At 69.5% G+C, this 25,886-nt stretch carries 29 protein-coding genes; 13 read left to right on the forward strand and 16 right to left on the reverse strand.

Going from position 1 to position 25,886, the window contains the following annotated elements; translation table 11 throughout:
- Positions 1 to 100: 100 nt before the first annotated feature.
- Both lepA and ACFW0G_RS19275 read left to right on the forward strand, forming a co-directional pair.
- A complete protein-coding gene (gene lepA, locus ACFW0G_RS19270; protein ID WP_378326683.1) occupies positions 101 to 1,942 on the forward strand; it encodes a translation elongation factor 4 in 1,842 nt (613 codons plus the stop codon).
- Positions 1,943 to 2,064: 122 nt separating this feature from the next.
- Complete coding sequence (locus tag ACFW0G_RS19275; protein ID WP_378326684.1) at positions 2,065 to 2,640, forward strand: Uma2 family endonuclease; 576 nt, start codon at positions 2,065 to 2,067, stop codon at positions 2,638 to 2,640.
- On the opposite strand, the gene ACFW0G_RS19280 is transcribed toward ACFW0G_RS19275, so the two are convergent.
- Together ACFW0G_RS19280 and ACFW0G_RS19285 are read right to left on the reverse strand one after the other, a co-directional pair.
- Positions 2,641 to 3,090, reverse strand: a complete 450-nt coding sequence (locus ACFW0G_RS19280; RefSeq protein ID WP_378326685.1) for a pyridoxamine 5'-phosphate oxidase family protein — start codon at positions 3,088 to 3,090, stop codon at positions 2,641 to 2,643. It lies immediately after the preceding gene.
- A gap of 96 nt (positions 3,091 to 3,186) precedes the next feature.
- The gene (locus ACFW0G_RS19285) at positions 3,187 to 4,953 is read right to left on the reverse strand and encodes a family 20 glycosylhydrolase (protein ID WP_378326686.1); all 1,767 of its coding nucleotides are present in this window, start codon (positions 4,951 to 4,953) and stop codon (positions 3,187 to 3,189) included.
- Positions 4,954 to 5,110: 157 nt separating this feature from the next.
- Here ACFW0G_RS19285 and ACFW0G_RS19290 point away from each other — a divergent pair, with 157 nt between their 5' ends.
- Positions 5,111 to 6,163, forward strand: coding sequence for a nitronate monooxygenase (locus ACFW0G_RS19290; protein WP_378326687.1), 1,053 nt, complete (start codon positions 5,111 to 5,113; stop codon positions 6,161 to 6,163).
- 86 nt (positions 6,164 to 6,249) lie between these two features.
- On the opposite strand, the gene ACFW0G_RS19295 is transcribed toward ACFW0G_RS19290, so the two are convergent.
- From ACFW0G_RS19295 to ACFW0G_RS19305, 3 genes are all read right to left on the reverse strand, one after another.
- Positions 6,250 to 7,716, reverse strand: coding sequence for an amino acid permease (locus ACFW0G_RS19295; protein ID WP_378326688.1), 1,467 nt, complete (start codon positions 7,714 to 7,716; stop codon positions 6,250 to 6,252).
- 110 nt (positions 7,717 to 7,826) lie between these two features.
- Complete coding sequence (locus ACFW0G_RS19300) at positions 7,827 to 8,870, reverse strand: alpha/beta hydrolase (protein WP_378326689.1); 1,044 nt, start codon at positions 8,868 to 8,870, stop codon at positions 7,827 to 7,829.
- A 118-nt stretch (positions 8,871 to 8,988) separates the two neighbouring features.
- Positions 8,989 to 9,954 carry a zinc-binding dehydrogenase gene (locus tag ACFW0G_RS19305; RefSeq protein WP_378326690.1) on the reverse strand — a complete coding sequence of 322 codons (966 nt, stop codon included), beginning with the start codon at positions 9,952 to 9,954 and terminating at the stop codon, positions 8,989 to 8,991.
- Positions 9,955 to 10,013: 59 nt separating this feature from the next.
- Here ACFW0G_RS19305 and ACFW0G_RS19310 point away from each other — a divergent pair, with 59 nt between their 5' ends.
- The 3 genes from ACFW0G_RS19310 to ACFW0G_RS19320 all read left to right on the forward strand — a co-directional run bounded on the left by ACFW0G_RS19310 (position 10,014) and on the right by ACFW0G_RS19320 (position 11,114).
- A complete protein-coding gene (locus ACFW0G_RS19310) occupies positions 10,014 to 10,214 on the forward strand; it encodes a hypothetical protein (RefSeq protein WP_378326691.1) in 201 nt (66 codons plus the stop codon).
- A gap of 11 nt (positions 10,215 to 10,225) precedes the next feature.
- Positions 10,226 to 10,687 (forward strand): ribonuclease domain-containing protein, encoded by a 462-nt coding sequence (locus tag ACFW0G_RS19315; RefSeq protein WP_378326692.1) that lies wholly within the window; start codon positions 10,226 to 10,228, stop codon positions 10,685 to 10,687.
- An 82-nt stretch (positions 10,688 to 10,769) separates the two neighbouring features.
- The gene (locus tag ACFW0G_RS19320; RefSeq protein WP_378326693.1) at positions 10,770 to 11,114 is read left to right on the forward strand and encodes a barstar family protein; all 345 of its coding nucleotides are present in this window, start codon (positions 10,770 to 10,772) and stop codon (positions 11,112 to 11,114) included.
- 60 nt (positions 11,115 to 11,174) lie between these two features.
- On the opposite strand, the gene ACFW0G_RS19325 is transcribed toward ACFW0G_RS19320, so the two are convergent.
- From ACFW0G_RS19325 to ACFW0G_RS19370, 10 genes are all read right to left on the reverse strand, one after another.
- Positions 11,175 to 11,948 (reverse strand): enoyl-CoA hydratase family protein, encoded by a 774-nt coding sequence (locus tag ACFW0G_RS19325; RefSeq protein WP_378326694.1) that lies wholly within the window; start codon positions 11,946 to 11,948, stop codon positions 11,175 to 11,177.
- A 143-nt stretch (positions 11,949 to 12,091) separates the two neighbouring features.
- Positions 12,092 to 12,730: a cyclase gene (locus ACFW0G_RS19330; RefSeq protein WP_378326695.1), complete on the reverse strand. Its 639-nt coding sequence runs from the start codon at positions 12,728 to 12,730 to the stop codon at positions 12,092 to 12,094.
- A 193-nt stretch (positions 12,731 to 12,923) separates the two neighbouring features.
- Positions 12,924 to 13,661 (reverse strand): sirohydrochlorin chelatase, encoded by a 738-nt coding sequence (locus ACFW0G_RS19335; protein ID WP_378326696.1) that lies wholly within the window; start codon positions 13,659 to 13,661, stop codon positions 12,924 to 12,926.
- On the reverse strand, positions 13,658 to 14,920 hold the full coding sequence (locus ACFW0G_RS19340) for a sulfate adenylyltransferase subunit 1 (RefSeq protein ID WP_378326697.1): 1,263 nt from the start codon (positions 14,918 to 14,920) through the stop codon (positions 13,658 to 13,660). Before ACFW0G_RS19340 ends, ACFW0G_RS19335 begins: the two co-directional genes overlap by 4 nt.
- Positions 14,920 to 15,840 carry a sulfate adenylyltransferase subunit CysD gene (gene cysD, locus ACFW0G_RS19345; RefSeq protein ID WP_378326698.1) on the reverse strand — a complete coding sequence of 307 codons (921 nt, stop codon included), beginning with the start codon at positions 15,838 to 15,840 and terminating at the stop codon, positions 14,920 to 14,922. The genes ACFW0G_RS19340 and cysD overlap by 1 nt, the downstream gene beginning before the upstream one ends.
- A 12-nt stretch (positions 15,841 to 15,852) precedes the next feature.
- Positions 15,853 to 16,548 (reverse strand): phosphoadenylyl-sulfate reductase, encoded by a 696-nt coding sequence (locus ACFW0G_RS19350; RefSeq protein ID WP_378326699.1) that lies wholly within the window; start codon positions 16,546 to 16,548, stop codon positions 15,853 to 15,855.
- Positions 16,545 to 16,703 (reverse strand): Insertion element protein, encoded by a 159-nt coding sequence (locus ACFW0G_RS19355; RefSeq protein ID WP_378326700.1) that lies wholly within the window; start codon positions 16,701 to 16,703, stop codon positions 16,545 to 16,547. The genes ACFW0G_RS19350 and ACFW0G_RS19355 overlap by 4 nt, the downstream gene beginning before the upstream one ends.
- Positions 16,700 to 18,400: a nitrite/sulfite reductase gene (locus ACFW0G_RS19360; RefSeq protein WP_378326701.1), complete on the reverse strand. Its 1,701-nt coding sequence runs from the start codon at positions 18,398 to 18,400 to the stop codon at positions 16,700 to 16,702. Before ACFW0G_RS19360 ends, ACFW0G_RS19355 begins: the two co-directional genes overlap by 4 nt.
- Before the next feature lie 113 nt (positions 18,401 to 18,513).
- Entirely contained in the window at positions 18,514 to 18,735 is a 222-nt protein-coding gene (locus ACFW0G_RS19365) for a putative leader peptide (protein WP_378326702.1), read from the reverse strand.
- Between the two features lie 10 nt (positions 18,736 to 18,745).
- The gene (locus ACFW0G_RS19370) at positions 18,746 to 19,327 is read right to left on the reverse strand and encodes a TetR/AcrR family transcriptional regulator (protein ID WP_378326703.1); all 582 of its coding nucleotides are present in this window, start codon (positions 19,325 to 19,327) and stop codon (positions 18,746 to 18,748) included.
- An 80-nt stretch (positions 19,328 to 19,407) separates the two neighbouring features.
- Between ACFW0G_RS19370 and ACFW0G_RS19375 the strand changes: the two genes are divergently transcribed.
- The 3 genes from ACFW0G_RS19375 (at position 19,408) to ACFW0G_RS19385 (ending at position 22,049) form a co-directional block, all read left to right on the forward strand.
- Entirely contained in the window at positions 19,408 to 19,824 is a 417-nt protein-coding gene (locus tag ACFW0G_RS19375) for a VOC family protein (protein ID WP_378326704.1), read from the forward strand.
- Between the two features lie 13 nt (positions 19,825 to 19,837).
- On the forward strand, positions 19,838 to 21,055 hold the full coding sequence (hemW, locus tag ACFW0G_RS19380; protein ID WP_378326705.1) for a radical SAM family heme chaperone HemW: 1,218 nt from the start codon (positions 19,838 to 19,840) through the stop codon (positions 21,053 to 21,055).
- Positions 21,056 to 21,128: 73 nt separating this feature from the next.
- Positions 21,129 to 22,049: an NADP-dependent oxidoreductase gene (locus tag ACFW0G_RS19385; protein WP_378326706.1), complete on the forward strand. Its 921-nt coding sequence runs from the start codon at positions 21,129 to 21,131 to the stop codon at positions 22,047 to 22,049.
- A gap of 69 nt (positions 22,050 to 22,118) precedes the next feature.
- Here the strand turns inward: ACFW0G_RS19385 and ACFW0G_RS19390 are convergent, their stop codons facing one another.
- A complete protein-coding gene (locus tag ACFW0G_RS19390) occupies positions 22,119 to 22,826 on the reverse strand; it encodes a TetR/AcrR family transcriptional regulator (RefSeq protein WP_378326707.1) in 708 nt (235 codons plus the stop codon).
- Positions 22,827 to 22,928: 102 nt separating this feature from the next.
- On the opposite strand from ACFW0G_RS19390, the gene ACFW0G_RS19395 reads away from it, so the two are divergent.
- From ACFW0G_RS19395 to ACFW0G_RS19410, 4 genes are all read left to right on the forward strand, one after another.
- The gene (locus tag ACFW0G_RS19395; protein WP_378326708.1) at positions 22,929 to 23,363 is read left to right on the forward strand and encodes an SgcJ/EcaC family oxidoreductase; all 435 of its coding nucleotides are present in this window, start codon (positions 22,929 to 22,931) and stop codon (positions 23,361 to 23,363) included.
- Positions 23,360 to 23,728: a hypothetical protein gene (locus tag ACFW0G_RS19400; RefSeq protein WP_378326709.1), complete on the forward strand. Its 369-nt coding sequence runs from the start codon at positions 23,360 to 23,362 to the stop codon at positions 23,726 to 23,728. Before ACFW0G_RS19395 ends, ACFW0G_RS19400 begins: the two co-directional genes overlap by 4 nt.
- A gap of 67 nt (positions 23,729 to 23,795) precedes the next feature.
- Positions 23,796 to 24,614 carry a siderophore-interacting protein gene (locus ACFW0G_RS19405; RefSeq protein WP_378326710.1) on the forward strand — a complete coding sequence of 273 codons (819 nt, stop codon included), beginning with the start codon at positions 23,796 to 23,798 and terminating at the stop codon, positions 24,612 to 24,614.
- Positions 24,615 to 24,623: 9 nt separating this feature from the next.
- The gene (locus ACFW0G_RS19410) at positions 24,624 to 25,856 is read left to right on the forward strand and encodes a serine hydrolase domain-containing protein (RefSeq protein WP_378326711.1); all 1,233 of its coding nucleotides are present in this window, start codon (positions 24,624 to 24,626) and stop codon (positions 25,854 to 25,856) included.
- Positions 25,857 to 25,886 lie beyond the last annotated feature (30 nt).

Here is a 25,886-nt window from a genome sequence, read left to right on the forward strand (position 1 = left end):
GGCCCGCCGCGGCCCGCATCGGGGATGACCCCCACCCGCACCCGGAGCTCCATGGGACCATAGGGGTGGCCATCCCCGACCTTTCCCGAGGATCACACGAGTGAGCACGTTCGCGGACACGACTTTCACCTCACCGGAGCTCATCCGGAACTTCTGCATCATCGCCCACATCGACCACGGCAAGTCGACGCTGGCGGATCGGATGCTGCAGCTCACCGGGGTGGTCGAAGCGCGGGCGATGCGCGCTCAGTACCTCGACCGCATGGACATCGAGCGTGAGCGCGGCATCACGATCAAGGCGCAGAACGTGCGCCTGCCGTGGCAGGTCGATGGCCAGGACCACGTCCTGCACATGATCGACACCCCCGGCCACGTCGACTTCACCTACGAGGTCTCCCGCGCGCTCGAGGCGTGCGAGGGCGCGATCCTGCTGGTCGACGCCGCGCAGGGGATCGAGGCGCAGACACTGGCCAACCTGTACCTGGCGCTGGAGAACAACCTCCAGATCATCCCGGTGCTGAACAAGATCGACCTGCCCTCGGCCGATCCGGACAAGTACGCGGCCGAGATCGCGCACATCATCGGCTGCGAGCCCTCGGACGTGCTGCGGGTTTCGGCGAAGACCGGCGCGGGCGTCGGCGAGCTGCTCGACGAGGTCGTCCGCCAGGTCCCGCCGCCGCAGGGCGACGCCGACGCCCCGGCCCGCGCGATGATCTTCGACTCGGTGTACGACACCTATCGCGGCGTCGTCACCTACATCCGGGTGGTGGACGGCAGGATCACCCCGCGCGAGCGGATCCGGATGATGTCCACCAACGCCACCCACGAGCTGCTGGAAGTCGGCATCATCTCGCCGGAACCCAAGGCCAGCAAGGGACTCGGGGTCGGTGAGGTGGGCTACCTCATCACCGGCGTGAAGGACGTCCGCCAGTCGAAGGTCGGCGACACCGTGACCTCGGAGCGCAAGGGCGCCACCGAGCCGCTCGCCGGGTACCGCGAGCCGAAGCCGATGGTCTACTCCGGGCTCTACCCGGTGGACGGCTCGGACTACCCCGAACTGCGCGAGGCGCTGGACAAGCTCCAGCTCAACGACGCCGCGCTCGACTACGAGCCGGAGACGTCGGTCGCGCTGGGGTTCGGGTTCCGCTGCGGCTTCCTCGGCCTGCTGCACCTGGAGATCACCCGCGACCGGCTGGAGCGCGAGTTCGGCCTCGACCTGATCTCGACCGCGCCGAACGTCGTCTACCGCGTGGTGCTCGAGGACGGCACCGAGGTCACCGTGACCAACCCGTCGGACTGGCCGACCGGGCTCAAGATCTCCGAGGTGCACGAGCCGGTCAGCAAGGTGAGCATCCTCGCGCCGTCGGAATTCGTCGGCACGATCATGGAGCTGTGCCAGACCAAGCGCGGCGTCCTGCTCGGCATGGACTACCTGTCCGAGGAGCGGGTCGAGCTGCGCTACAACCTGCCGCTCGCCGAGATCATCTTCGACTTCTTCGACACGCTCAAGTCGCGCACCCGCGGTTACGCGTCGCTGGACTACGAGGAGGCGGGCGAGCAGATCGCCGATCTGGTCAAGGTCGACATCCTGCTGCAGGGCGAAACCGTCGACGCGTTTTCCGCGATCGTGCACAAGGACGCCGCGTACAACTACGGGAACCGGATGGCGACCCGGCTGCGCGAACTCATTCCGCGCCAGCAGTTCGAGGTGCCGATCCAGGCGGCGATCGGCTCGCGGATCATCGCCCGTGAGACCATTCGCGCGATCCGCAAGGACGTGCTCGCGAAATGCTACGGCGGTGACATCTCGCGGAAGCGGAAGCTGCTGGAAAAGCAGAAGGAAGGCAAGAAGCGGATGAAGACCGTCGGCCGGGTCGAGGTCCCGCAGGAGGCCTTCGTGGCCGCACTGTCCACAGAGGACAACGGAAAGAACAAGAAGTAGCTCCGGCTTTCGGCGCCCCGCCTCACACGATCGAGTGAGGCGGGGCGTTCTCGTCTTCGCCGACGCCGTTTTTGTCGGTGCCGCGTGGTGCGCTCTGGTCAAAGCCTGGGAAGGAGGGCACCATGACGGTTATGACGGACATCCAGTATCCGGCCGGGTCGGGCCCCATGACGGTGCGCGACCTCGAGGGGATGCCGGAGGATGGCCGACGCTACGAACTCATCGACGGGATGCTCCACGTGAGCCCCGCACCGGGCACCAGACACCAGATGATCGTGGCCCTCCTGCACAGCGTGCTCCACACGGCGTGTCCATGGGAGTTCGAGGTGTTCCTCGCGCCGCTCGCGGTGCGGATCGGCGATAGCCTCGAACTGCAGCCCGACGTGCTTGTCGGGCAGGCCGAGGATTTCACGGAGAAGGGGCTGCCGGTGCCGCCCGTGCTCGCGGTCGAGGTGTTGTCACCGAGCACGGCTATCCACGATCTGAATACGAAGAAGGCGGTCTACGAGCGGTTAGGTGTGGCGAGCTACTGGGTGATCGACCCGGCGGAGCCGGAGCTGACCGTTTTCGAGCTCGACGAGGACGGCCGTTACCAGCGGGTCGCCAAGGCCGCGGGAGACGAACCGTTCGAAGCGAAGCGGCCGTTCCCGGTGCGGGTGGTCCCGCGCGACCTGCTCGGACGGCTTGCGGAGCGCTGATCAGGTCCGGTTGCGCAGGATCCGGCGTGCCTGGATGAACACGGCGACCCGGCGCTCGGCGGCCATCACGCGGTCGTACTCGTCCCAGTCGTCGTGCGTGCCCGTCGCCGCGATGAACACGTCACGCAGCAGCTTCGGCAGCCCGGCGGCGTCGAAGGCGGGGTCCGGGTCGTCCGGGCCGATCAGATGGACCGGTCCATCGACCGAACCCCAGTCCCAGCCACGGCGAAAAGCGAGGCTCGCATGCCCGGCACGTCGAAGCAGTTTCAGCTTGTACGCGTCGCCCCTGGCCACGAAGGCGACGCCGGGCGCGCCCGTTACCGGGTCGTCGATGACCCCGGCGTTGACGATCGTGGAGTGCACCGTCCCGTCGGGGCGGGTCGTCGCGATCGTGGCCAGGCCGTGCTCCTGCAGGGACAGCGTGCGGATGTGATCCAGGTCATCGCTCATGTCCGTGCCCAACGTCTAGCCCACCCGTGGTGTTCCGTGCCGGGCCGGAGAACGCCCGCACGGGCAGAGCCGCGCGGGCGTTCCCAGGGTGATGGGTCAGCAGACGCCGTCGTCGCGCCAGACGCCCCATTCGCCGCCTGCGCCGGGTTCCTCACCCTTGGTCCACCATTTCGCGGTCCACTTGTGCCCGTTGTGCGAAACGGTGTTCCCGCCGGTGTATACGGTCCCGCTGTCCCAAGCGGGCAGCGTGCAGGTGCCGGGGTTGCCGCCGTTGTCCCACGGGATCTGCGCGGAGCGGTAGAAGTTCATCGACTGCGCTTCCCAGCGTGGCCCCTGGGCGCCGAGCCGGGTCCGGAACTTGGTCCAGTCGTGCGTCGACCACGGAGACCAGCCGAGTTCGGCGTGCGCGGCCAGCCGGGGGAAGGCCAGCAGGTCGATGTGGGCCGGGGTCACCACGGTTTCCGTCCACAGTGGAGATTCGACGCCCCGCACCGCGGACTCGCCGACCCCGGAAAGGTACGCGCCGGGGTTCCAGTTGTAGGCGTCCTGCACCTCGATGTACCCGGCCCAGCTGAGCCCGATCGGCGTGCTGGCGTTGTACTTCATGTCGAGGTAGGCCTTGTTCGCCGGCGACATGATCACCTTGCTGCCGTTCGCGACGGCCTTGGCCACGTTGGCGTCGGAGGTGGTGGTGCCCCAGAACTGCGGGGTGGCGTTGGCGGGCAGCGCGGCCTTGGCGATGTCGTGCCAGCCGTTCGGCTGCTTGCCGTTGGCCGCCACGATCGGCAGCACCTTGCCGATGAACTTGAGGTAGTCCGGCTGCGAGGTCGCCGCGGCCTCGTCCCCGCCGATGTGGAAGTACGGGCCGGGGGTCAGCGCCGCGATCTCGCGGATCACGTCGGAGACGAAGGTGTAGGTGATGTCCTTGCTGATGCACAGCGAGCTGTAGCCGACCTCGATGTCGGTGCGCAGCGGCGGCGCGACACCGTTGCAGTTCAGCTCGGCGTAGGAGGCCAGCGCGGCGTTCACGTGCCCTGGCATGTCGATCTCGGGGATGATCGTGATGTGCCGCGAGGCCGCGTAGTTCACGAGATCGGTGTACTGCGCCTTGGTGTAGTACCCGCCGGGGCCGCCGCCGACCTGGGTGCTGCCGCCGTAGGTGGCCAGGCGCGGCCAGCTGTCGATCTGGATCCGCCAGCCCTGGTCGTCGGCGAGGTGCAGGTGCAGGTGATTGATCTTGTACTGCGCGAGCTGGTCGATGTACCGCTTCACGGTGTCCACCGGGTGGAAGTGGCGCGCGACGTCGAGCATCGCCGCGCGGTAGCCGAAGCGCGGGTAGTCGAGGATGTGCGCGCCCGGGATCGTCCACGGGCCCTGTTGCACGGTCGGGCTTTCGATCTTCCCCGGCAGGAGCTGCCGCAGCGTCTGCACGCCGGTGAAGAGGCCGTCGGCGGTTTTCGCGCGCAGCACCACCGAGTTCGCCGCGGCGTCGAGCTGGTAGCCCTGATCACCGACCTTCGCGTCGGCACCGGTGAGCAACAGGGAGATACCGTCGGCGGGGGTGCCGCCCGCCGCGTCGGAGACGGGCAGCGGGAAGCCGGTGGACCGGCGCAGGACACCGGCGATGTATTCGCCGATGTCCTTGGCCGGTGCGGAGCCGGCCTCGGTGTAGATCTTGGTGGCGGCGGTCAGCGGGTAGCTGACGCCGTCGACCGCCTGGACGGAGACCGGGACGGGGACGATCGACTGCAGCGGCGGCGTGGCCGCGGCGGCGGTGCCCGCCGTGGTGACACCCGCCGTGCCGACGAGCAGGGTCAGTGCGGCGAGCGCGTGCCCGAGCCGCCGCGTTCGGGTTTTCTTCACGGGAGTCCTCCTGGCGTGAAGGGGACGCGGCGTCGCTGCCGCGCATGTCCGGATCGTCGCACTTCACCCGGCATAGGTCTAGACCACTTTGCAGCAATTCGTGAGCCCGCTCGCTCCCGGCAGGAGCGATCCGCGCGGGAGAACTACCCTCGGTGGCATGTTCGAAGATCTCGAGTTCCCGGTGATAGCGGCCCCGATGGCGGGCGGCCCGACGACGCCCGCGCTGGTCGCGGCGGTGACGAAGGCGGGTGGCTTCGGCTTCCTCGCCGCCGGTTACCTCACCCCGCAGGCGCTGGCCGAACGGATCGACGAGACGGCCGCGCTGACACCGGGCGTGTTCGGGGTCAACCTGTTCGTCCCGGGGCCCCGGTCCGCCGCGGACCTGTCTGCGCACCGCGAACGCATGCGCGCCGAGGCCCGCCGTTACGGCGTCGAGCCCGGCGAACCGCTCTGGGACGACGACGCGTACCTCGGCAAGTTCGAGGTCGTCGCCGAGCGCCGGATGCCGGTGGTGTCCTTCACCTTCGGGATCCCCGGCGAGGCCGACATCGCGCGCCTGCACGAGAACGGCAGCAAAGTCCTCGTCACGGTCACCTCGCCGTGGGAGGCCGAACTCGCCGCGGCGGCGGGCGCGGACGCGCTCGTCGTGCAGGGTTTCGAAGCGGGCGCCCACCGAGGCCTGTTCGCCGACGATCCGGCCTCACCCGCCGGGGGCGAGACCTACGGGCTGCTGGCCCTGCTGCGGCTGGTCGCGGCCCGCGTGGACCTGCCGCTGGTGGCCACGGGCGGGCTGGTACACGGCGCCGACATCGCGGCCGTGCTGGCCGCGGGCGCCGACGCCGCCCAGCTGGGCACCGCGTTCCTCCAGGCCGACGAGGCGGGCACTTCGGGTCCGCACCGGGCCGCGCTGGCCGAGGGCACGCGCGCGACCGCCTTCACCCGCGCGTTCAGCGGGCGTCCGGCGCGCGGGCTGGTCAACCGGGTGCTCACCGAGCTGTCGGCGGAGGCGCCGTCGGCCTATCCGCAGCTGCACCACATCAGCCGTCCGGTCAGGGCCGCGGCCGCCAAGGCGGGCGACCCGGAGGCGCTGTCGCTGTGGGCGGGACAGACCTACCCGCTCGCCGGCGATGGCTCCGCCGAGTCCATTGTGGAGCGTCTGCGCGCCGAGGCGCGCACGGCGGCCGAACGGCTTTCCCGGCTGCGAGGCTGAACCACCACAGTCTTGGCAACGTCCTTTGAGGACATAAAAAGCGGGCCGCTCCCGGAAGGGAACGGCCCGCTTTCGTCGCGTTGGATTTATTCCGCGGCGGTCGTTTCCGGTGCCGTGTCGGACTTGTTGAGCACCGAGCGGCGGCGGCCGTAGGCGAAGTAGATCACCATGCCGATGACGAACCAGATCGCGAACCGCAGCCAGGTTTCCGGCTGCAGGAACGTGATGAGCCAGATCGAGAACACGACCCCGATGATCGGCACCACCGGCATGCCCGGCGTCCTGAACGTGCGGGGCAGGTCCGGGCGCTTGTAGCGCAGCACGATCACGGCGATGCAGACGACGATGAACGCGAGCAGGATGCCGATGTTGGTCAGCTCGGCGGCCTCGCCGATCGGCAGGAACCCGGCGATGACCGCCGAAGCCACGCCGAGCACCCAGGTCATCCGGCTCGGCACCTTGCGCACCGGATGCGCCTTGCCGAACCACTTGGGCAGCAGCCCGTCGTTGCTCATCGCGTAGCCGACGCGGCTGGCGCCCATGAGGAAGGTGAACAGCACGGTGAGAATGCCGAGGATCGCGCCGACCGCGATCACCGCGCCCAGCCACGGCATGCCGATGCTCTTGAACGCGGCGGAGAACGCGGCCTCGGCGCTGATGTTCTTGTAGTTCACCATGCCGGTGAGCACCAGGCAGGCCAGCACGTAGAGCACCATCGAGATGGCGAGGGAGTAGATGATCGCCTTCGGCATGTGCTTCTGGGAGTCGCGGGATTCCTCGGCCGCTGTCGACATCGCGTCGTAGCCGAACACCGCGAAGAACACCGTCGCCGCGCCGGTGAACGCGCCGGAAAGGCCGAACGGGAAGAAGTCGGCGTAGTTGCCGCTGTTGATGTGGAACGCGCCGACCACCACGACCAGGACCACCAGCGCGACCTTCAGGTACACCAGCAGTGTTTCGAACCGCGCGGCGCTCTTCATGCCCTGGTTGAGGATGAAGGCGATCAGCAGGCACAGCAGCACCGCGAACAGGTTCACCTTGTACGAGCCGGGCGCGACTTCGCCGACCTTCTCGCTGCCGGGCGCGCCGGACATCCACAGCGGCAGCTTGACGTGCAGGAACCCGAGCAGGTCGTTGAAGTAGCCGGAGATGCCGATCGCCACCACGGACACGATCGCGGTGTACTCCAGCAGCAGGTCCCAGCCGATGAACCAGCCGACCACCTCACCCAGCACCGCGTAGCCGTAGGTGTAGGCCGAACCGGCCTTCGGGATGAGCCCGGCGAACTCGGCGTAGGAGAACGCCGCCGCCGCGCTCGCGACGCCCGCGATGAGGAACGAGATGAGCACCGCGGGCCCGGCGGTCTTGTTGGCCACCGCGCCCGCGAGGGAGAAGATGCCCGCACCGATGATGCCGCCGACACCGATCGCCGTCAGCTGCCACAGGCCGAGAGTGCGTTGAAGTCCACCGCCCTCGCCCGTGTTGTCGATCTGGTCGATCGGCTTGCGCCGGAAAATCCCGGAGCCCGAACCGAAGCTCTGTGGAGCGGACATCACTGTCTCCCAAAACGGTTGTGCGAGGGAGCCCGGGGTACGGGCTCAACGCGGCACCGTACTGTATGCCGCCCGGGACCCGCACCCGATCAGGTGACGGCTGGGGGTTTTCAGCTCACAGCGGTGCCCTCGTGTGCGTCCGGCGTCGTTCCGGTGCGCTGCGCCCGCGTCGTCCGCACCGCCCCGGCGGCGAAGAAGTTCAGCAGTTCGGCGATCTCGGGCGGGTCGTCCAGCTGCGGGCAGTGCCCCCAGTCCTCGCGCACCAGCAGTCTGCTGTGCGGGACGAGGGTGTGCAGCTGACGTCCGGAGCGGGCGGTGACCAGCTTGTCCTTGCCGCAGGCCACGACCAGCAACGGAACGCGCACCGCGTCGAGCCGGTAGGCGTCGGCGAGTTCGGCGACCAGCTGCCTGGCCTGTTCGAGCCGGGCGGTGGTGGCGCGGTAGTCCGGGAACAGCGAGGTGAACCGGCGGACCTGGGACTCGTCGGCGGCGCCGGCGTCGGCGTAGAGCAGCCGGGGGACGACCTGCTCGGCGACCTTGCGGACCAGGAATCCCGGCACCGGAACCGGAAGCGAGGAGTACAGCCGCAGCGGCAGCGGGTAACGGCCGACCGTGCGGACCAGCCAGGAATCGGCGAAACCGGGCGCCGCGATGGAAACGACCCCCGAGATCGGGAGCCGGGGGTGCTGGGCCGCGCGGAGGCTCATCGTTCCGCCGAGCGAGTTGCCCGCCAGTACCACCGAGCCGAGCACGGCCTGTTCCCGGATGACGGCCGTGGTGAACGCGTCGAGCTGCGGCAGGATCGGGCCGGGGCGCAACGGCTGCGCGTCACCGAAACCGGGCAGGTCGACCGCGATCGCGGGGATGCCCGCCGCGGCGAGCTCGGCCAGCACCGGGCGCCACGTGTCCGCACTGTCGCAGTATCCGTGCAGGAGCACCAGACGCGGTGTCGTCGGCCGCGGGACGGCCCGCGGTCCCGAGCGCCGCCCGAGCGAGCGGCGGGCAGGCTGGGCCGGTTCGGCGGCCGGGTGACCGACCTCCAGAACCCGCGTCCGGACCCCGGCGTAACGCCGGAACGAGACCCGGACCGGGTCCGGATCGGTGCTGGACCGGCCGCCCGGTCCAGCCGGTGCGGGCCGCTTCGTCGCGGTCATGCCTCCAGGTTAACCAGGCATGGTCGGGTTTCGGTGGATTTCCGGTGGTAACAAACGGGTTTCGAACCGGAGTACGTGGAGAATTCTCGACAGCGACGCGCGACCCGTTACCCGTGCGTCATCGCGTGAAGACGATCTTTCCCGCGGTGTCGCCGTCCAGCATGGCCTGGAATCCCTTGGCGGCCTCGCCGAAGGGAAGCTCGCTGCCGATCTGCGGGCGGACCCCGGTCAGTTCGAGGTAGCTGAGCAGGTCGGCCAGCTCGTCACGGGTGCCCATGGTCGACCCGGCGACCCGCAGTTGCAGGAAGAAGACCCGCTGCAGTTCGGCGTGCGCGTCGGGGCCGCTGGTGGAACCGGAGACCACGATGATCCCGCCGGGCTTGAGCGACTTCACCGAATGCGACCACGTCGCCTTTCCGACCGTCTCGAACACCGCGTCGACCCGCTCGGGCAGCCGCGCCCCGGACTCGAACGCCTGGTGTGCGCCGAGTTCCACCGCGAGGGCGCGCTTGGCCTCGGTGCGGCCGGTGACCCACACCCGGAAGCCGGCCGCCTTGCCGAGCTGCACCAGCGCCGTCGACACGCCGCCGGACGCGCCCTGCACGAGCATCGTCTGGCCGGGCCGCAGGCCCGACTTGACGAACAGCATCCGGTACGCGGTGAGCCAGGCCGTGCCCATCGTGGCGGCCTCGGCGAAGGACAGCCCGGCGGGCTTCGGCACGACGTTGCGGGCCGGCACCACGACCTGGTCGGCGAACGTGCCCTGGTACTTCTCGGTGAGCAGCGTGCGCTTCGGGTCGAGGGTGTCGTCGCCCTGCCAGCCCGGCGCGTTGATCACCGAGTGGATCACGACCTCGCTGCCGTCGTCGAGGGTTCCCGCGCCGTCGCAGCCGAGGATCATCGGGAACTGGTCCGGTTTGATCCCGACCCCGCGCAGCGTCCACAGGTCGTGCATGTTGAGGCTGGCGGCCTTGACGTGCACCCGGACCCAGCCGTCCTCGACGGAGGGTTCCGGCCGCTCGCCGACGACGAGCGAGTCCAGCGGGCTTTCGGCGTTGGGAACCTGGGCGTATACGGCGAACATGCGTGCAACGTACCGCCCCTGGCGACGGTGCGACATCGGACGCGCGTAGTCTCACATTCGTGTTCTCAGGGCTGGCCGACTGGTGGGACGGTGCCGAGCTGTGGCTTGCGCAGGCCTCGTTCCCGGTGCAGTTCGTGCTGGTCATGGTCGTCGTGGTGCCGCTGTGCCTCGGTGCGGCCTGGGTGATCGACAAGCTGGTCGAGCTCTTCGCCCGCCGGTTCGGCCCGGCCCGTGACGATGATCGTCCCGGACCCTCCTAAGCTGACCGACCATGGTCAACCGAAGGCGGATCACCGCCGCGCTGGTCGGGCTCCTGGTGCTGGTGCTCGGGGGCTGGCTGGTGAAGAGCCAGCTCAGCGGCTCGTCGTCGGCACCGGCGTCGTCTTCCGCGAGTGCCCCGGCGAAGAGTGGCGCGTCGAACGCGAAACCGCCCGGCACCGACTCCGGGCTGCCGGTCAAACCGTTGTCCGCCTTGCCCTCGCAGGCCGCGGACACGTGGAAGCTCATCGAAAAGGGCGGGCCGTACCCCTACCCGCGCAATGACGACGTCGTGTTCGAGAACCGCGAGAAGGTACTGCCGCGCAAGCAGTCCGGGTACTACCACGAGTACACCGTGAAGACGCCGGGCAGCCAGGACCGCGGCCCGCGCAGGCTGGTGACCGGGCAGGCGAAGGAGCTGTACTACACCGAGGACCACTACGCCTCGTTCGTCGTCGTGGACCCGGCCCGATGAGCGATGCTTGCGAGCGAATCATGGGCATCATGCTCATGCGCGACAAGGGATTGAACACTGTCTCGCGGAGCGAGGCGATCGCATGAGCGAGCAGGAGGCGCGCGCCGCCGCGGAAAACGCTTTCGCGCGCGGTGCCTTCCCGCACACCGTCGACGGCGGCCGGACGGCCGACAAGGCGGGCACCCTCGCCGCGATCGCCGTCGCACTGTCCTTTCCGGACTATTTCGGGCACAACCTCGACGCACTCTACGACTGCCTGACCGACCTGTCCTGGCTCCCACCGGGCGAGCACGTGCTGATCTGGCCGGGCTCCGACGCGTTGCGGAGCGCCGACCCGAAGTCCTACCTCGCGATCCGCAGCGTCCTCTCGGACGCGCAACGGGCGCTCGGCCCCGGCCGCCTCACCGTGGTACTCACCGGTTCCTGAGCCTGTGATGTCCCGAACGCTCCGTTGGGGACGTTGAACCTCCCGAACGGAGCGTTCGCGTCAGCCTTCGGGGACCCAGTTCGGCTTGCGCTTCTGGGCGAAAGCGAGGATGCCCTCCTGGCCTTCCTCACTCGCGAACAGACTCGCCGAGAACGCGGTCATCTCCTCGAAGCCTTCGCTCGGCGTCGCCGGGCGCGGCTTGCTCAGCAGTTCCTTGGTCAGGGCCAGCGCCTTCGGTCCGCCGAGCGCGAGCGCCTTGACGAAGCGGGTGACCTCGGCGTCCAGCCGGTCGGCGGGGACGGCGGAGTTGAGCAGGCCGATCTCGGCGGCGCGCCGCGCGTCGAAGGTGTCGCCGGTGAGGAAGAGTTCGTGGGCGGCGCGGGCGTTGAGACGGGGGAGCACGGTCAGCGAGATGACCGCGGGGACGACGCCGATCCGGACCTCGGTGAAGGCGAACGTCGCGTCCTCGACGGCCACCGCGATGTCGCACGCGGCGACCATGCCGATGCCGCCGGCGCGGGCCGGGCCGGCCAGCCGGGCGACGACCGGCTTCGGGCTCGTCCACAGCTGGTCGAGGATCTTGGGGAACTCGTTGACACCCTGGTCGCCGCTCCCGGCGCCGCGTGCTTCCTTGAGGTCCATGCCCGCGCAGAACACCGGCCCGGTGTGAGTGAGCACGACGACCCGCACGGCGTCGTCCTCGGCCGCCTTTGCCAGCGACGCGCTCAGCTCGCGCCGGAGCTGGGCGGACAGGGCGTTGCGGTTGTGCGGCGAGTCGAGCGTGATCGTGGCCGTGCCGCCTACCACGTCGTAGTGCACCAGTTCGTCAGCCATGGTCACACCCTCGCACATCCGCCCGCCGGGTTCGGTGTGACGTCAGTCGGGTCCAGTTCAGGCGGGACCCCTTCGGAGAAAGTGCCGTCAAGGCCACCTTACGGGCGTCCGACGCCCGTAAGGTGGCCTTGACGGCATGCGGATCAGCCGATGGTCGTCGTGGTGAAGACCGGGCTCGGGTTGGGGAAACAGGCCGTCGGCGCGGAGATGTCGACGATCTGGTTGACCACGGCGGTGAAGGTCAGGCCCGGGTCCTGGTAGCTCGTCCCGGCCAGCTTGGTCTCGATCTTCCCGGACGTGCCCGCCTTGAGGTGCGCGGTCACGGTCGGCAGCTCGAAGGTCGAGCCGCCCGCGATCGGGCCGGGGAAGGCGAGCGTCGCCACCCCGTTCGCCACCGTCAGCTTCGGCGGGGTCGAGCCGAGGCCCGAGCCGCCCGTGAGGTCGGCGCTGACGAAGGTCGAGTTGGCCGGGATCGGGATCTTCAGCGCGAAGTCCTTGATCTCCTTGACCTTGTAGCCGCTCACGTCACTGGGCACGGTGTTCGGCGCGGGATCGATGACGACGTCGAGCGCGCCGCCCGCCGTCACCGTGCCGGGCGCGGTGACCGTGGCGTCCTGCTTGAGGCTGACGTGCTGCGGGCCGACGACCGGCGCGTTGGCCTCGCAGTCGAAGTTGACGCTGGTCGCCGCCGAGGCCGGGGTGGCGAGACCGATGAGCGGGACGAGCGCCGCCGTGACGACGGCCGCGACACGGGGACGGGTGAGGCGCAGGGCTGTCTTCATGCTCTACCTACCTGGGGACGAAGGGGGAGAAACGAAGCCGCGCGGCGCTTAGAGAGTTACCGGCAAGTTAACAAGTCCGTCAAGGATCCACGGTTCACATGCGAGCCCGGTGACGAAAATGTGAAAAAGATTCACCGATGAGCCGATTCAGCACCCGGGATGGTCCGGACCACTGATACGGAAAGTGGTGTGCTCAGGAAGAAACCCGGGCGGGCCGCGGAACGGCCGCGGCGTAGCGGTGCAGAACGACCTCCGCGACGCGCGGATCGGGGCCCAGCGCTTCGGCCACGAACGCGGCTTCCCCGGCACCGGCCAGCGTGGCGATCCGATCGGGCAGCAGACCCGGCGCGAGGAACCACGACGCGACGACGATCCGCCGGACGCCGCGGGCGCGAAGCCGGGCGATGGCGGCCGGGATGTCCGGCTGTGCCGCGCTGGCGAACGCCTCGCTCACCGGGACGCCGAGCCGCTTTTCCCAGCGGGCGGCCAAATCCGCGACGGCGGCGTTCGCGCCGGCGTTGGACGAGCCGACTCCGCTCACCACGATCCCGGTGCCCGGAGCGGCCGGATCCGCCGCCGCGATCCGGTCCAGCGCGACGGTTTCCAGCGCCGGGTCGATGCCGAGGACGTCGGAGACCCGCACTGAGAAGTCCGGCCGGTCCGCGGTGACCTCGTCGACGAGCGCGGGAAGATCGACCCGCGCGTGGTAGGCGCTGCCCAGCAACAGGGGGACCACGACGGCTTCGCGGTGGCCCTGGTCGTACAACCGCCGCAGGACGTCCGTGACCAGTGGCTCGGAAAGGTCCAAAAAGGACTCGTAGACGTCGGTCCCTGGTGCCTGCGCGCGCACGACGTCGACGAGTTCCCGGACGGTCGCCGCCGAGCGGGGATCACGACTGCCGTGCGCGACGGCGACCAGCGGCGGCGTCACGAGAACCGCTCTCCGACCAGCCCGGCGGCAAGGGTGTCGCCGTCCTTCGGATCGATCACCAGGAACGCGCCCGTGCGCGGGATGTCGCCGTAGTCGTCGACCCCGATCTCCTCCGCCAGCCGGAGGGTGACCCGGCCGATGTCGTTGAGTTCCAAGGCCGCCGGATCGTCCACACTGGACAGCGTCTGCTCGTCGAAACGGGCGTGCAGCTCGTCGGCGAGTGCCTGCACGGTCCGGGTGCCGTGCTTGACGAGCACCCGCGCGCCGGGCTTGAGCGGCTTCGTGGACAGCCAGCACAGTGTTCCGGTGATCTCGTCGGTCACCCGGGGTGGATTCCCCGCGGCGGCGATGAGCTCACCGCGGGCGATGTCGAGGTCGTCGGCGAGCAGCAGCGTCACCGACGTGCCCGCGCCCGCTTCCGCGAGCGGTCCATCGGCGGTGTCGATGCGCTCCACCCGCGAGCGCAACCCGTGTGGGAGCACGACGATTTCGTCACCGGGGCGGACGGTGCCCGCCGCGATCTGGCCCGCGTAGCCACGGTAGTCCGGGTACTCGGGGGTGCGCGGCCGGATCACGTACTGCACCGGGAACCGGAACGGCGTGTCGTGCGGGTCCGGCGCGACCGGGACGTCTTCCAAATGCTCCAGCAGCGTCGGCCCGGCGTACCACGGCGTGTTCCCGGACTTCTCGGCGACGTTGTCGCCGACCAGCGCCGAGACCGGGATCGCGAGCACACTGCCGCGCTCGTAGCCCAGCGATCCGGCGTACCGGGCGAACTCCTCGGCGATCACGGTGAACGTGGCCTCGTCGTAGCCGACGAGGTCGATCTTGTTGACCGCCAGCACGAGCTGCGGGACCCCGAGCAGCGCGAGGACCGCCGCGTGGCGCCGGGTCTGCTCGATGACGCCCTTGCGCGCGTCGACGAGCAGCACGGCCAGCTGCGCGGTGGAGGCGCCGGTGACGGTGTTGCGGGTGTACTGCACGTGCCCCGGCGTGTCCGCGAGCACGAAACTCCGCTTGGGCGTGGCGAAGTACCGGTAGGCGACGTCGATCGTGATGCCCTGCTCGCGCTCCGAGCGCAGCCCGTCCACCAGTAGCGAAAGGTCTGGAGTGGACAGTCCCTTGTCGACACTGGCGCGGGTGACCGCGTCCAGCTGGTCGGCCAGCACCGACTTGGTGTCGTACAGCAGCCGACCGACCAAAGTAGACTTGCCGTCGTCCACGCTTCCGGCGGTGGCAAGCCTCAGCAAGCTCGACATCAGAAGTAACCCTCTCGCTTGCGGTCTTCCATGGCCGCTTCCGACATCCGGTCGTCGGCGCGGGAGGCACCGCGCTCGGTGATCCGCGACGCCTGCACCTCGGCGATCACCTCGTCCACAGTGGACGCTGTGGATTCGATCGCGCCGGTGCACGAGCCGTCGCCGACGGTGCGGTAGCGCACCATCAGCTCCTTGACCTGTTCACCCGGCCGCGGGCCGCCCCACGGTCCTTCGGCCAGCAACATGCCGTCGCGCAGGTAGACCTCGCGGCGGTGCGCGTAGTAGATCGAAGGCAGTTCGACCTTTTCGCGGGCGATGTAGTTCCAGACGTCGGCCTCGGTCCAGTTGGACAGCGGGAAGACGCGGACCTGCTCGCCGGGGCGGTGCCGCCCGTTGTAGAGGTTCCACAGCTCGGGGCGCTGCCGCCGCGGCTCCCACTGGCCGAAGGCGTTGCGCAGCGAGAAGATCCGCTCCTTCGCGCGGGCACGCTCCTCGTCGCGGCGGCCGCCGCCGAATACGGCGTCGAACTTGTTCTCGGCGATCGTGTCGAGCAACGGCGTGGTCTGCAACGGGTTCCGCATCCCGTCCGCGCGCTCCTCGAGCCGTCCGTCGTCGATCCAGTCCTGGACCTTCGCGACCACCAGCCGCAGGCCGTGCTGTTCGACCACGCGGTCGCGGAAGTCGATGACCTCGTCGAAGTTGTGCCCGGTGTCCACGTGCAGCAGCGGGAACGGCACCGGGGCCGGCCAGAACGCCTTGATCGCCAGGTGCAGCAGCAGGGTCGAGTCCTTGCCGCCGGAGAACAGGATCACCGGCCGGTCGAACTCGCCGGCGACCTCACGGAAGATGTGGATGGCCTCGGATTCCAGCGCGGCCAGGTTGTCCTGGGCGGCGTCTTTGGCCGGCTCCAACGTCGTCATGCTTCCCTTCCCTCAGCCGTGCAGGCCGCACTCGGTCTTGGACTGCCCGGCCCAGCGGCCGCTGCGCGGGTCCTGCCCCGGCGCGACCTTCGCGGTGCACGGTGCGCAGCCGATCGACAGGTAGCCTGCCGAGACCAGCGGGTTCTCCAGGATCCCGTGCTCACGGATGTAGCCGTTGAACTCCTCGTCGCTCCACGCCGCGATCGGGTTGACCTTCACCAGCCCGTTGCGCTCGTCCCAGGTGACGATCGGGGTGTTCGCCCGCGTCGGCGCGTCCACCCGGCGCACCCCGGTGACCCACGCGGAGTAGTTCGACAGCGTCTTGCGCAGCGGCACCACCTTGCGCAGCTGGCAGCACTGGTTCGGATCCCGGTCGTGCAGTTTCGCCCCGTACTCCGCGTCCTGCTCCGCGACGCTCTGCTCGGCCTGCGCGTTCACGATCTTCACGTCCGGGTAGACGGTCTGCACCGCGTCGCGGGTGCCGATCGTCTCCGCGAAATGGTACCCGGTCTCCAGGAACAGAACGTCCACATCGGACTTGACCTTGGTCGCCAGGTCGATCAGCACGGCGTCCTGCATGTTCGAGGCCACGATGAAGTCGTCCCCGAACGTCTCCACCGTCCAGCGCAACGCCTCGTCCGCGGTCGCCTCGGCCAGCTCCTTGGCGGCGCGTTCGGCGAGCGTGCGGTAATCGGCTGTAGCGGTCATGGCTGCGATACCTCCGGCAGTGAGAGCCCCAGGAATTTCACGGAGAAAAGCCTTCTACAAGCCGAACACAGCCACGAACCGTTCTCTTCCGGCCGCAGGTCCTCGTCCCCGCAGTACGGGCAGTAGAACGGCGCGGCGCGTTCGGCCGAGCTCACTGCAACACGCTCTCGTCGGCCCGCAGGACCCATTGCGGGAACCGCTCGCCCGGCTCGCGCCCGGCGATGTAGGCCCGGACGACCCGCTCGACGTAACCGGTCAGCTCACCGGCGGTCACCTTGTGGCCGCGCAGTTTCCGGCCGAACCCGGCGTCGAGGCCGAGGCCACCGCCCAGGTGCACCTGGAAGCCCTCGACCTGGTTGCCGTCGTCGTCGGTGACGATCTGGCCCTTGAGCCCGATGTCGGCGGTCTGCACCCGGGCGCAGGAGTTGGGGCAGCCGTTGAGATGCACGCTCACCGGGGTGTCCAGCTCGCCCTGGATGTCCGCGAGGCGGCTTTCCAGATCGGCCACCAGCTGCTGCGCGCGTGCCTTCGTCTCGACGATCGCGAGCTTGCAGAACTCCAGCCCGGTGCACGCCATCACCCCGCGCCGCCACGGCGACGGGTCGGTCTGCAGGCCCAGCTCGGCGAGTTCGGCCTGTAGCCCGGCGATTTCGGCATCGGGGACGTCCAGCACGACGAGTTTCTGTTGCGGCGTAAGGCGGACGCGCTGCGAGCCCGCGCGCTCGGCCGCCTTCGCGACCGCCAGCAGCGTGCCGCCGGACACGCGACCGGCGACCGGCGCGGCGCCGACGTAGAACTTGCCGTCGACCTGCCGGTGCACCCCGACGTGGTCGATCGGGACGGCCGGGACCTCGGGCGCGGGGCCGTCGATCAGCTTGCGCTTGAGGTACTCGTCCTCCAGCACCTGGCGGAACTTCCCGGCGCCCCAGTCCTTCACCAGGAACTTGATGCGCGCCCGCGCCCGCAGCCGCCGGTAGCCGTAGTCGCGGAAGATGCTGATGACGCCTTCCCAGACGTCGGGCACCTCGTCGCGGGGTACCCAGGCGCCGAGCCGCTGCCCGAGCATCGGGTTGGTGGACAGCCCGCCGCCGACCCAGACGTCGAAACCGGGGCCGTGCTCGGGATGGTTCACCCCGACGAACGCGACGTCGTGGATTTCGTGCGCGACGTCCGGCAGCCCGGAAACGGCGGTCTTGAACTTGCGCGGCAGGTTGGCGTAGCGGGGATCGCCGATGAAGCGGCGCTTGATCTCGTCGATCGCGGGGGTGCCGTCGATGATCTCGTCGGCCGCGATCCCGGCGACGGGCGAGCCGAGGATGACGCGCGGGCTGTCGCCGCACGCCTCCATCGTCGTCATGCCCGCCTTTTCCAGTTTGTCCCAGATCGTCGGGACGTCCTCGATCTGGATCCAGTGGTACTGGATATTCTGGCGATCGGTGATGTCCGCCGTGTCACGCGCGTGGGTCTGGGAGATTTCGCCGAGCACGGACAGCTGTTCGGTGCTCAGCACGCCGCCGTCGAGACGGACCCGCAGCATGAAGTAGCAGTCGTCCAGTTCCTCCGGCTCCAGCGTCGCCGTGCGGCCGCCGTCGATCCCGGGCTTGCGCTGGGTGTAGAGGCCGAACCAGCGGAACCGGCCGCGGAGATCGCCGGGGTCGATCGCGTCGAACCCGCGGTGCGCGTAGATGTTCTCGATCCGCGCGCGGACGTTGAGCGGGTTGTCGTCCTTTTTGGAGCGTTCGTTCGGGTTCAGTGGCTCGCGGTACCCGAGTGCCCACTGTCCTTCGCCGCGGCGCTGCCTGGCTCGTGGGGCGCGTGCCTTGCTCGGGGTTTCACGCGTGGGCGAGGCCATGATGCGTCCTCCGTGGGCGGGGTTGTGGCACCCGGCACACCGTGGACGCGGGGAGTTCGCGCGGCGCGCCCGGCGCCTGCTGTCCAGTTCGTGGCAGTGGTGGCGGCGGGGAGTCAGTCGGCGGGCCCGCAAAGGGCACTGGCGACCCGCAGGAGGTCGACGTGGCGGCGGGCCACGAGCGGTACACCGGCGGGAGTCACCGGCTCAGGGTGCCATGTGCCCACAATGTGGTCTAGCCGTGCCCGAATAGTGGGAGCACCTTCACGACCTGCGAATGTGCTGGTAGATACCGGTCCGGCCGAAAGCAGGCGGTCGCTGCGCTGCTCCTCTGGCACGTGATCTGGCCTACTTTCGGCCTCCTCGGTATGTGTGCTCCACCAGCATTTCGACGACGTCGCTGTCCGAGATGTCCGCGAAGGCGCCGGGAAGTGTGAGCCGTTCCACGGTGAGCCCGGTCAACGCGAGGTAAAGCAATAGGACGGCGTCGCGGCCGCCGGGCAGTCCGGCGCTCTCGTGGAACTCGACGCTCAGGTCGAATCCTTCGCGCACGGTGCGGGTCAACGCCTTCGCGAGATCGGGCCGCCGGGTCGCTTCGAGCCGGAGTTCCAGCAGCGCCAGGTAGACGGTGCGATCGATGGTGAGCCTGCTGACGAGCGCGTCGAGCAGTTCGCTCAGCCGATGTTTCGACGGCAGTTCCGCGCGTGGGTTCGTCATGACCTCGGCGGGCGCGGACAGGCGTTCGTGCACCCGTTCGCCCGCCGCCACCAGTAGCTGGTCTCGGTTGCGGAAGTAGTTCGACGTCGTCCCCGGTGGCACGTCCGCCTCGACGTCGACCGCGCGATAGGTGAGGCCGCGGGCGCCCACCTTGGCGAGCACGGTGACGGCGGCGTCGGTCAGCGCCGTCCGCCGTTCGGAGTTCTGCCGCACCTTTGAATCCTCCTTGCCCGATCCGAACCACTATGATTAGAGTACTACGGACATAGTGATTCGGTGAAGAGGAGATCGGGATGCAGGTCAAGGGTTTCGGTGCGGGGGTCCTGGTCGACGACGTCGCCGCGACCACGCGTTACTACCGGGAGCACTTCGGCTTCGAGGTCACCGTCGAACTCGACTGGTTCTCGAGCCTCAACGTCGGCGTGCCCGGCTACGAGATCAGCTTCATCCGGCGCGGCCACGAGTCGACGCCGGAGCCGTACCGGTGGCAGGAGCCCTCCGGGGCGATGTTCGGCTTCGTCGTCGAGGACGCGGCAGCGGAGGAGAAGCGGCTGCGCGAGGCGGGGGCGGAGATCGTCAAGCCGCTCGTGGACGAGGTGTACGGGCAGCGGCACTTCTTCGTCCGCGACCCCAACGGCGTGCTGGTCGACGTGATCGAGCTGATCGCGCCCGACCCGCAGTGGCTGGCCGAGAGCGGTCTGGCTGGGTGAGGGACACTGGGGTGTGCCCCAGTTGCTGCCCGAAACCACCACCCCGGTCGAGTCCGCCCTGCCCGCGAGCGCACTGAACGGACTGGGTACTCGCCCGTTCGGGGTGTACGTCCACGTCCCGTTCTGCGCGACCCGGTGCGGCTACTGCGATTTCAACACCTACACCGCGGGCGAGCTGGGCTCCGGCTCGTCGCCGCGGTCGTGGCTGGAGGGGTTGCGGCGCGAACTGGACCTCGCGGCGCGGGTGCTGGGGACGCCGCCGCGTGCGGACACCGTGTTCGTCGGCGGTGGGACGCCGTCGTTGCTCGGTGCCGACGGCCTCGCTTCGGTCCTCGACGCCGTCCGCGGCGCCTTCGGGCTCGCGGACGGCGCCGAGGTGACCACCGAATCGAACCCGGAATCGACGTCGCCGGAGTTCTTCGCGGGCATCCGCGAGGCCGGGTACACCCGCGTCTCGCTCGGGATGCAGTCCGCCGCGCAACACGTGCTGCAGGTGCTCGACCGGGTGCACACGCCCGGCCGGCCCGTCGCGGCGGCGGGGGAGGCGCGGGCCGCCGGGTTCGAGCACGTGAACCTGGACGTCATCTACGGGACGCCGGGTGAGCGCGTCGAGGATCTCCGGGCCTCCCTGGAGGCCGTGCTCGCCGCCGGGGTCGACCACGTCTCGGCGTACGCGCTGATCGTCGAGCAGGGCACCGCGCTGGCCCGCCGGGTCCGGCGCGGGGAACTGCCCGCGCCCGACGACGACACGCTCGCCGAGTACTACGAGCTGATCGACGCGACGCTCGCGACGGCGGGGCTGCGTTGGTACGAGGTGTCGAACTGGGCGTCGTCGGAGGCGGCGCGGTGCCGCCACAACGTCGGCTACTGGCGCGGCGGTGACTGGTGGGGCGCGGGCCCCGGCGCGCACAGCCACGTCGGCGGGGTGCGGTGGTGGAACGTCAAGCACCCGGCGCGGTACGCGTCGCTGCTCGCGGAGGGGAACTCCCCGGCGGCCGGGCGCGAGGTGCTCACCGAAGCCGACCGGCATCTCGAACGCGTCATGCTCGAACTCCGTGTCGTGGAAGGACTTCCGCTCGACGCGCTGGACGCCGACGGGCTCGCCGAGGCCCGGGCGGCTGCGGCGGAGGGGCTGCTCGACGAGTCCGCTTTGGACAGTCGGCGCCGGGCCGTGCTGACCGACCGGGGGCGGCTGCTGGCCGACGGCGTCGTCCGCAGGCTCGCCGGCTGAGTTCGCGGTCCCGGATTAAATCCCGCGCGTTCGTTGTTGGTGCCGGGCAACGAACGAAAGAGGGAGCAGGGGCATGCCACAGGCAGTGAGGTTCGACGGGTACGGCGGGATCGACGTGCTGCGCGTGGAGGACGTGCCGCGGCCGGTGCCCGGTGCGGGGCAGGTGCTCGTCGAGGTGCGGGCGGCCGGGATCAACCCGGGCGAGGCGTACATCCGCGAGGGCGTCTTCGCCGAGCAATGGCCCGCGACGTTCCCATCCGGGCAGGGGAGTGATCTCGCGGGGGTCGTGGCCGAACTGGGCGAGGGCGTCGACGGGGTCACCGTGGGCGACGAGGTCATCGGCTTCGTGCACTCGCGATCGAGCCAGGCCCGGTACGTCGTGGTGGAGGCGGAAAACCTGACGCCGAAGCCCGCCGGTGTGCCGTGGGAGGTCGCCGGCGCGCTGTTCGTCGCCGGGACCACCGCGTACGCGGCGGTGCGCGCGGTTTCGCCGCGCGAAGGGGAGACCGTCGTGGTTTCCGGCGCGGCGGGCGGGGTCGGTTCGATCACCGTGCAGCTGGCGAAACTGGCCGGTGCCAAGGTGATCGGCCTCGCCGGTGCGGGCAACCACGCGTGGCTCGCCCAGCACGACGTCGTTCCCGTCGCCTACGGGGAAGGCGTCGAGGAGCGGATCAAGGAGGCGTCCGGTGGCAAGGTCGACGCGTTCGTCGACACGTTCGGTTCGGGCTACGTGGACCTGGCGCTGAAGCTCGGCGTGCACACCGACCGCATCGACACGGTGATCGACTTCGCGGCGGCCGAGAAGTACGGCGTGAAGCGGGAAGGCAACATCGACGCGGCGGAGGCCGGGGTCCTCGCGGAGCTGGCGGCGTTGCTGGACAAGGGTTTGCTCGAGATCCCGATCGCGAAGACGTACCCGCTCGCCGACGTGCGCGACGCGTACCGCGAACTGGAGCGGCGGCACACGCGAGGCAAGATCGTCCTGCTGCCCTGAAACTCATGGGCGTTCCGGGCGCCCTGACGATCCAACTGGGTTCAAACGCCCCAATGTGGCGCATGACGCTCACGAGTTCTTGTTCGCCAGCGCTTTCAGCCCGGCGAGGAACATGTCCAGCGCGAACTCGAATCGCTCGCCCGCTGTGTCGGCGTTGAAGAACTCCCCGATCCGCAAGGTGTTCGGGAACATCGCCGGCGGCAGTGACTGCAAGTACGCCTCCATCTGCTCGCTGCGCTCGGCCATGTCCTTCTGGTCGAAATCGCCCCACGTCCAGCTGCTCGCCTCATAGGCGTACGCCTTGGCGTAGAGCGACAACGAGTCCGCGGCGTAGGTCGCCTGCTTGAGGTCGAGGCCGCCCGCGCGCAGCAGTGCGAGCATGGTTTCCCCGTGCCGCAGCATGTTCGGGCTGACCGGGATCGCGATGCTCCACGCGACCCGCGCGATCCCCGGGTACGCCGTCATCGCGCGGACCTGGTGCCCGAGCAGCTCCTTGACCTGCTCGGCCCAGCGTGCCGGATCCGGTTCCGGCAGCGGCAGGTCGCTCAGGACACTGTCGAGCATCAGCTCGTCGAGTTCCTCCTTGTTCGCGACATGTGCGTACAGCGAGGCCGGCCCGGTTTCCAGAGCCTGGGCCACGCGGCGCATCGTCACCGCGGAGATGCCCTCGGCCGCCAGGATGTCCAGCGCCGTCTTGACGATCAGCTCCTGGGAAAGCGCGGGTTTGGCGGCACGTCGCCGCTGCCGGTTACGCCACGGCGGGGGTGGAACGGTCACTCGGTCACCTCCAAGGGGTCGCGAACACTGTACTTGACACGAACGTCGTTCGTGATTAGAACTGTGTTCGTCAAACGAACGGCGTTCGTGAAGGAGCTGACCATGACCGATCTGCAGCAAGCCGTGTCCGAGGAAGCCGCCGTGCACGAGGTGCTCGCCCGCCTCGTCGACGCCTGGAACGCGGGTGACGCGGCGGCGTACGCCGCGTTGTTCACCGAGGACGCGGACTACGTGACCTTCTTCGGGATGAACATGCCCGGTCGCGCGATGATCGAAAGCGCGCACCGCGCGCTGTTCGAGGGACCGTTGAAGGGGTCGAGACTCACCGGCGCGCCGGGCACGGCCAAGGTGCGGTTCATTCGCCCCGACGTCGCGATCGCCGTCGCGGGCGGTGGTTCCTCAGTGTCCGGCGGGGCGCGAACCGACCCGGGCCGCGAATCGACCGTGACCACCGTCCTGGTGCGACAGGACAACGGCTGGCACATCGCCTCGTTCCAGAACACCCGAGTCTCCGATCCCGCGGCGCAGGCGGGATGAAGCCGCTGGCCGAGGTGTCCGGGGTGGTCGCCGCCCCGGCGCCGGAGGTGTTCGCGCGACTCGAACGACGCCTGCGCGGCGGCGGGTATCCGATGCGCTTCGAAGTCGATCCGGAGCGCCGGACGCTCGCCGCGCAGGGTGGCTGGTGGTACCGCGGCGAATACGCGGTCGAAGATCATCCCGCGGGCACGCTGGTCCGTCATCGGGTGCTGAACATCGCGGAGCGGGGCGCGTGGGCCGTGCCGCTGGCCAACCGGTTCTTCGTCGGGTTCCGTCGCCGGGTGCGGGATGGCTTCCTGGAATTGCTGGGCGAACTCGGCGGCAAAAACGGAGTGGCCGGATCCGGGAGCGAGCGCGTACGGTGAGAACTCGGGAGTAAGGTTAGCCTTATCATTGAGACGTCCGGGTGAATTGTCCGGTGGAGGAGGGCGTATGGCCGAGGCACCAGCAAGGGGCGGACGCCCGGCGGCGCGGCTCGAGGTGCTGCGCACCGAACGGCTGACCCCGCACATGATCCGCATAGTCGCGGGCGGCGAGGGACTGCGGGATTTCGAGCCCAACGCGTTCACCGACGCCTACGTCAAGGTCGTCTTCAAGGTGCCGGGGGTGACCTACCCGGAACCGTTCGACATCCGGACGGTCCGTGCCGAACTGCCGCGCGAGCACTGGCCGCGGATGCGTTCCTACACGGTGCGCGCCTACGACGCGCAGGCCGGGGAACTCGTCTTCGACTTCGTGCACCACGGTGACGAGGGCATCGCCGGGCCGTGGGCCGCACGGGCGAAGCCCGGCGACGAGCTGCTGATCTCCGGGCCCGGCGGGGCGTACGCGCCGGGCCCCGAGGCGGACTGGCACCTGCTCGCGGGCGACGAGAGCGCCCTGCCCGCCATCGCGGCGTCGCTGGAGGCGTTGCCCGCAGGGGCACCCGCGCACGCGGTGATCCTGGTCGAGGACGCCGCCGAGGAACAGCCGCTCGTCACCAAAGCCGACGCGCAGATCACCTGGCTGCACCGGAAGTCCGGGGGCGACGTCGCCGCCGCGGTCCGCGCGCTGCCGTGGCGGGACGGGCTCGTTCAGGCCTTCGTGCACGGCGAGGCAGGGTTCGTCCGGGAGCTGCGGCGGTATCTGCTCGACGAGCGTGGTGTCCGGCGCGACCTGTTGTCGATCTCCGGGTACTGGCGGATCGGCAAGAACGACGAAGCCTGGCGCGAGGAAAAAGCGGCCGAGCGTGCGCGGGAGCAAAACGCGTAACCTCACGCCATGACGGGTGAACTGAAGGTGGACGTCGATCCGGCCGAAGTCGGTTTCGACGCGGCGCGGCTGAAGCGGATCGACCGGCATTTCGCCCGGTATGTCGACAAGGGCCTGCTGCCCGGATTCCTGGCCGTGGTGAGCAGGCATGGCCGCGTCGCCCATTTTTCCGCGTACGGCAGGCGGGACGTCGAAACGGACGCGCCGGTCGAGACGGACACCGTGTGGCGCATCTTCTCGATGACGAAGCCGGTCACTTCGGTCGCCGCGATGATGCTCGTCGAAGAGGGCCTGATCGACCTCACCGACCCGATTTCGCGGTGGCTCCCGGAGTTCGCCGAGCCACGCGTCTACGTCAAGGGGTCGGCGCTGCGCCCGGCGACCGATCCGGCGACCGAGCCGATCCGGCTGTGGCATCTGCTCACGCACACCGCCGGGCTCACCTACGGCTTCCTGCACTCGCATCCGGTCGACGCGATCTACCGTGAGGCCGGGTTCGAATGGGGCATGCCCGCCGGTGCGGACCTCGCCGAATGCGTCCGGCGGTGGGCCGCGCTGCCGCTCGTCTTCCAGCCGGGCAGCGAATGGAACTACTCGGTGGCCACCGACGTGCTGGGCCGGCTCGTCGAGGTCGTCTCCGGCAAACCGCTCGACGAGTTCTTCGCCGAGCGGATCTTCGGCCCGCTCGGCATGACCGACACCGGTTTCTTCACCGAGGACGCCGATCGTGTCGCGACGATCTACACCCCGCACCCGGGCACCGGGCAGATCGTCCCCGCCCCCGCGTTCGACGGCTGGGCCCGGTCCCGGCCGGCCTGCCTGTCCGGCGGTGGCGGCCTGGTGTCGACCGCGGGCGACTACCGCCGGTTCACCCAGATGCTCGTGCGCCGCGGCGCACTCGACGGCGTCCGGTTGCTGGGCCCGCGCACCGTCGACCTGATGGCGAGCAACCACCTGCCGGGACGGGCGGATCTGGAGGAGTTCGGGCGGCCGGTGTTCGCCGAGTCGCCCTTGCACGGTCACGGTTTCGGCCTCGGGTTCTCCGTGCTCGAAGACCCGGTGAAGGCGAAGACGCTCTCCAGCGCGGGGGAAATCGCCTGGGGCGGCGCCGCGTCGACCGCGTTCTGGGTGGACCACGACGAGGATCTGACCGTCGAGTTCTACACCCAGTTGCTTCCCTCCAGCACGTACGCGATTCGTCCCCAGTTGCGCCAGTTGGTGTATCAGGCGCTGGTGGACTAGACCACGATCGCCGCGTCGGGCAGTCTTTCC

Source organism: Amycolatopsis sp. NPDC058986, assembly GCF_042741125.1.
In the GTDB taxonomy this organism is placed as follows: Bacteria; Actinomycetota; Actinomycetes; order Mycobacteriales; family Pseudonocardiaceae; genus Amycolatopsis.

Bases quoted from the DNA above. Each gene is read 5' to 3' on its own strand.
- ACFW0G_RS19275 (WP_378326684.1), top strand. From the start codon at position 2,065: ATGACGGTTATGACGGACATCCAGTATCCGGCCGGGTCGGGCCCCATG.
- ACFW0G_RS19320 (WP_378326693.1), top strand. From the start codon at position 10,770: ATGAGCGAGCAGGAGGCGCGCGCCGCCGCGGAAAACGCTTTCGCGCGC.
- ACFW0G_RS19290 (WP_378326687.1), top strand. From the start codon at position 5,111: ATGTTCGAAGATCTCGAGTTCCCGGTGATAGCGGCCCCGATGGCGGGC.
- ACFW0G_RS19305 (WP_378326690.1), bottom strand. From the start codon at position 9,954: ATGTTCGCCGTATACGCCCAGGTTCCCAACGCCGAAAGCCCGCTGGAC.
- ACFW0G_RS19385 (WP_378326706.1), top strand. From the start codon at position 21,129: ATGCCACAGGCAGTGAGGTTCGACGGGTACGGCGGGATCGACGTGCTG.
- ACFW0G_RS19360 (WP_378326701.1), bottom strand. From the start codon at position 18,400: ATGGCCTCGCCCACGCGTGAAACCCCGAGCAAGGCACGCGCCCCACGA.
- ACFW0G_RS19300 (WP_378326689.1), bottom strand. From the start codon at position 8,870: ATGACCGCGACGAAGCGGCCCGCACCGGCTGGACCGGGCGGCCGGTCC.
- ACFW0G_RS19280 (WP_378326685.1), bottom strand. From the start codon at position 3,090: ATGAGCGATGACCTGGATCACATCCGCACGCTGTCCCTGCAGGAGCAC.
- ACFW0G_RS19400 (WP_378326709.1), top strand. From the start codon at position 23,360: ATGAAGCCGCTGGCCGAGGTGTCCGGGGTGGTCGCCGCCCCGGCGCCG.
- ACFW0G_RS19330 (WP_378326695.1), bottom strand. From the start codon at position 12,730: ATGAAGACAGCCCTGCGCCTCACCCGTCCCCGTGTCGCGGCCGTCGTC.
- ACFW0G_RS19340 (WP_378326697.1), bottom strand. From the start codon at position 14,920: ATGTCGAGCTTGCTGAGGCTTGCCACCGCCGGAAGCGTGGACGACGGC.
- ACFW0G_RS19410 (WP_378326711.1), top strand. From the start codon at position 24,624: ATGACGGGTGAACTGAAGGTGGACGTCGATCCGGCCGAAGTCGGTTTC.
- ACFW0G_RS19350 (WP_378326699.1), bottom strand. From the start codon at position 16,548: ATGACCGCTACAGCCGATTACCGCACGCTCGCCGAACGCGCCGCCAAG.
- ACFW0G_RS19405 (WP_378326710.1), top strand. From the start codon at position 23,796: ATGGCCGAGGCACCAGCAAGGGGCGGACGCCCGGCGGCGCGGCTCGAG.
- ACFW0G_RS19395 (WP_378326708.1), top strand. From the start codon at position 22,929: ATGACCGATCTGCAGCAAGCCGTGTCCGAGGAAGCCGCCGTGCACGAG.
- cysD (WP_378326698.1), bottom strand. From the start codon at position 15,840: ATGACGACGTTGGAGCCGGCCAAAGACGCCGCCCAGGACAACCTGGCC.
- ACFW0G_RS19325 (WP_378326694.1), bottom strand. From the start codon at position 11,948: ATGGCTGACGAACTGGTGCACTACGACGTGGTAGGCGGCACGGCCACG.
- ACFW0G_RS19375 (WP_378326704.1), top strand. From the start codon at position 19,408: ATGCAGGTCAAGGGTTTCGGTGCGGGGGTCCTGGTCGACGACGTCGCC.
- ACFW0G_RS19315 (WP_378326692.1), top strand. From the start codon at position 10,226: ATGGTCAACCGAAGGCGGATCACCGCCGCGCTGGTCGGGCTCCTGGTG.
- ACFW0G_RS19295 (WP_378326688.1), bottom strand. From the start codon at position 7,716: ATGTCCGCTCCACAGAGCTTCGGTTCGGGCTCCGGGATTTTCCGGCGC.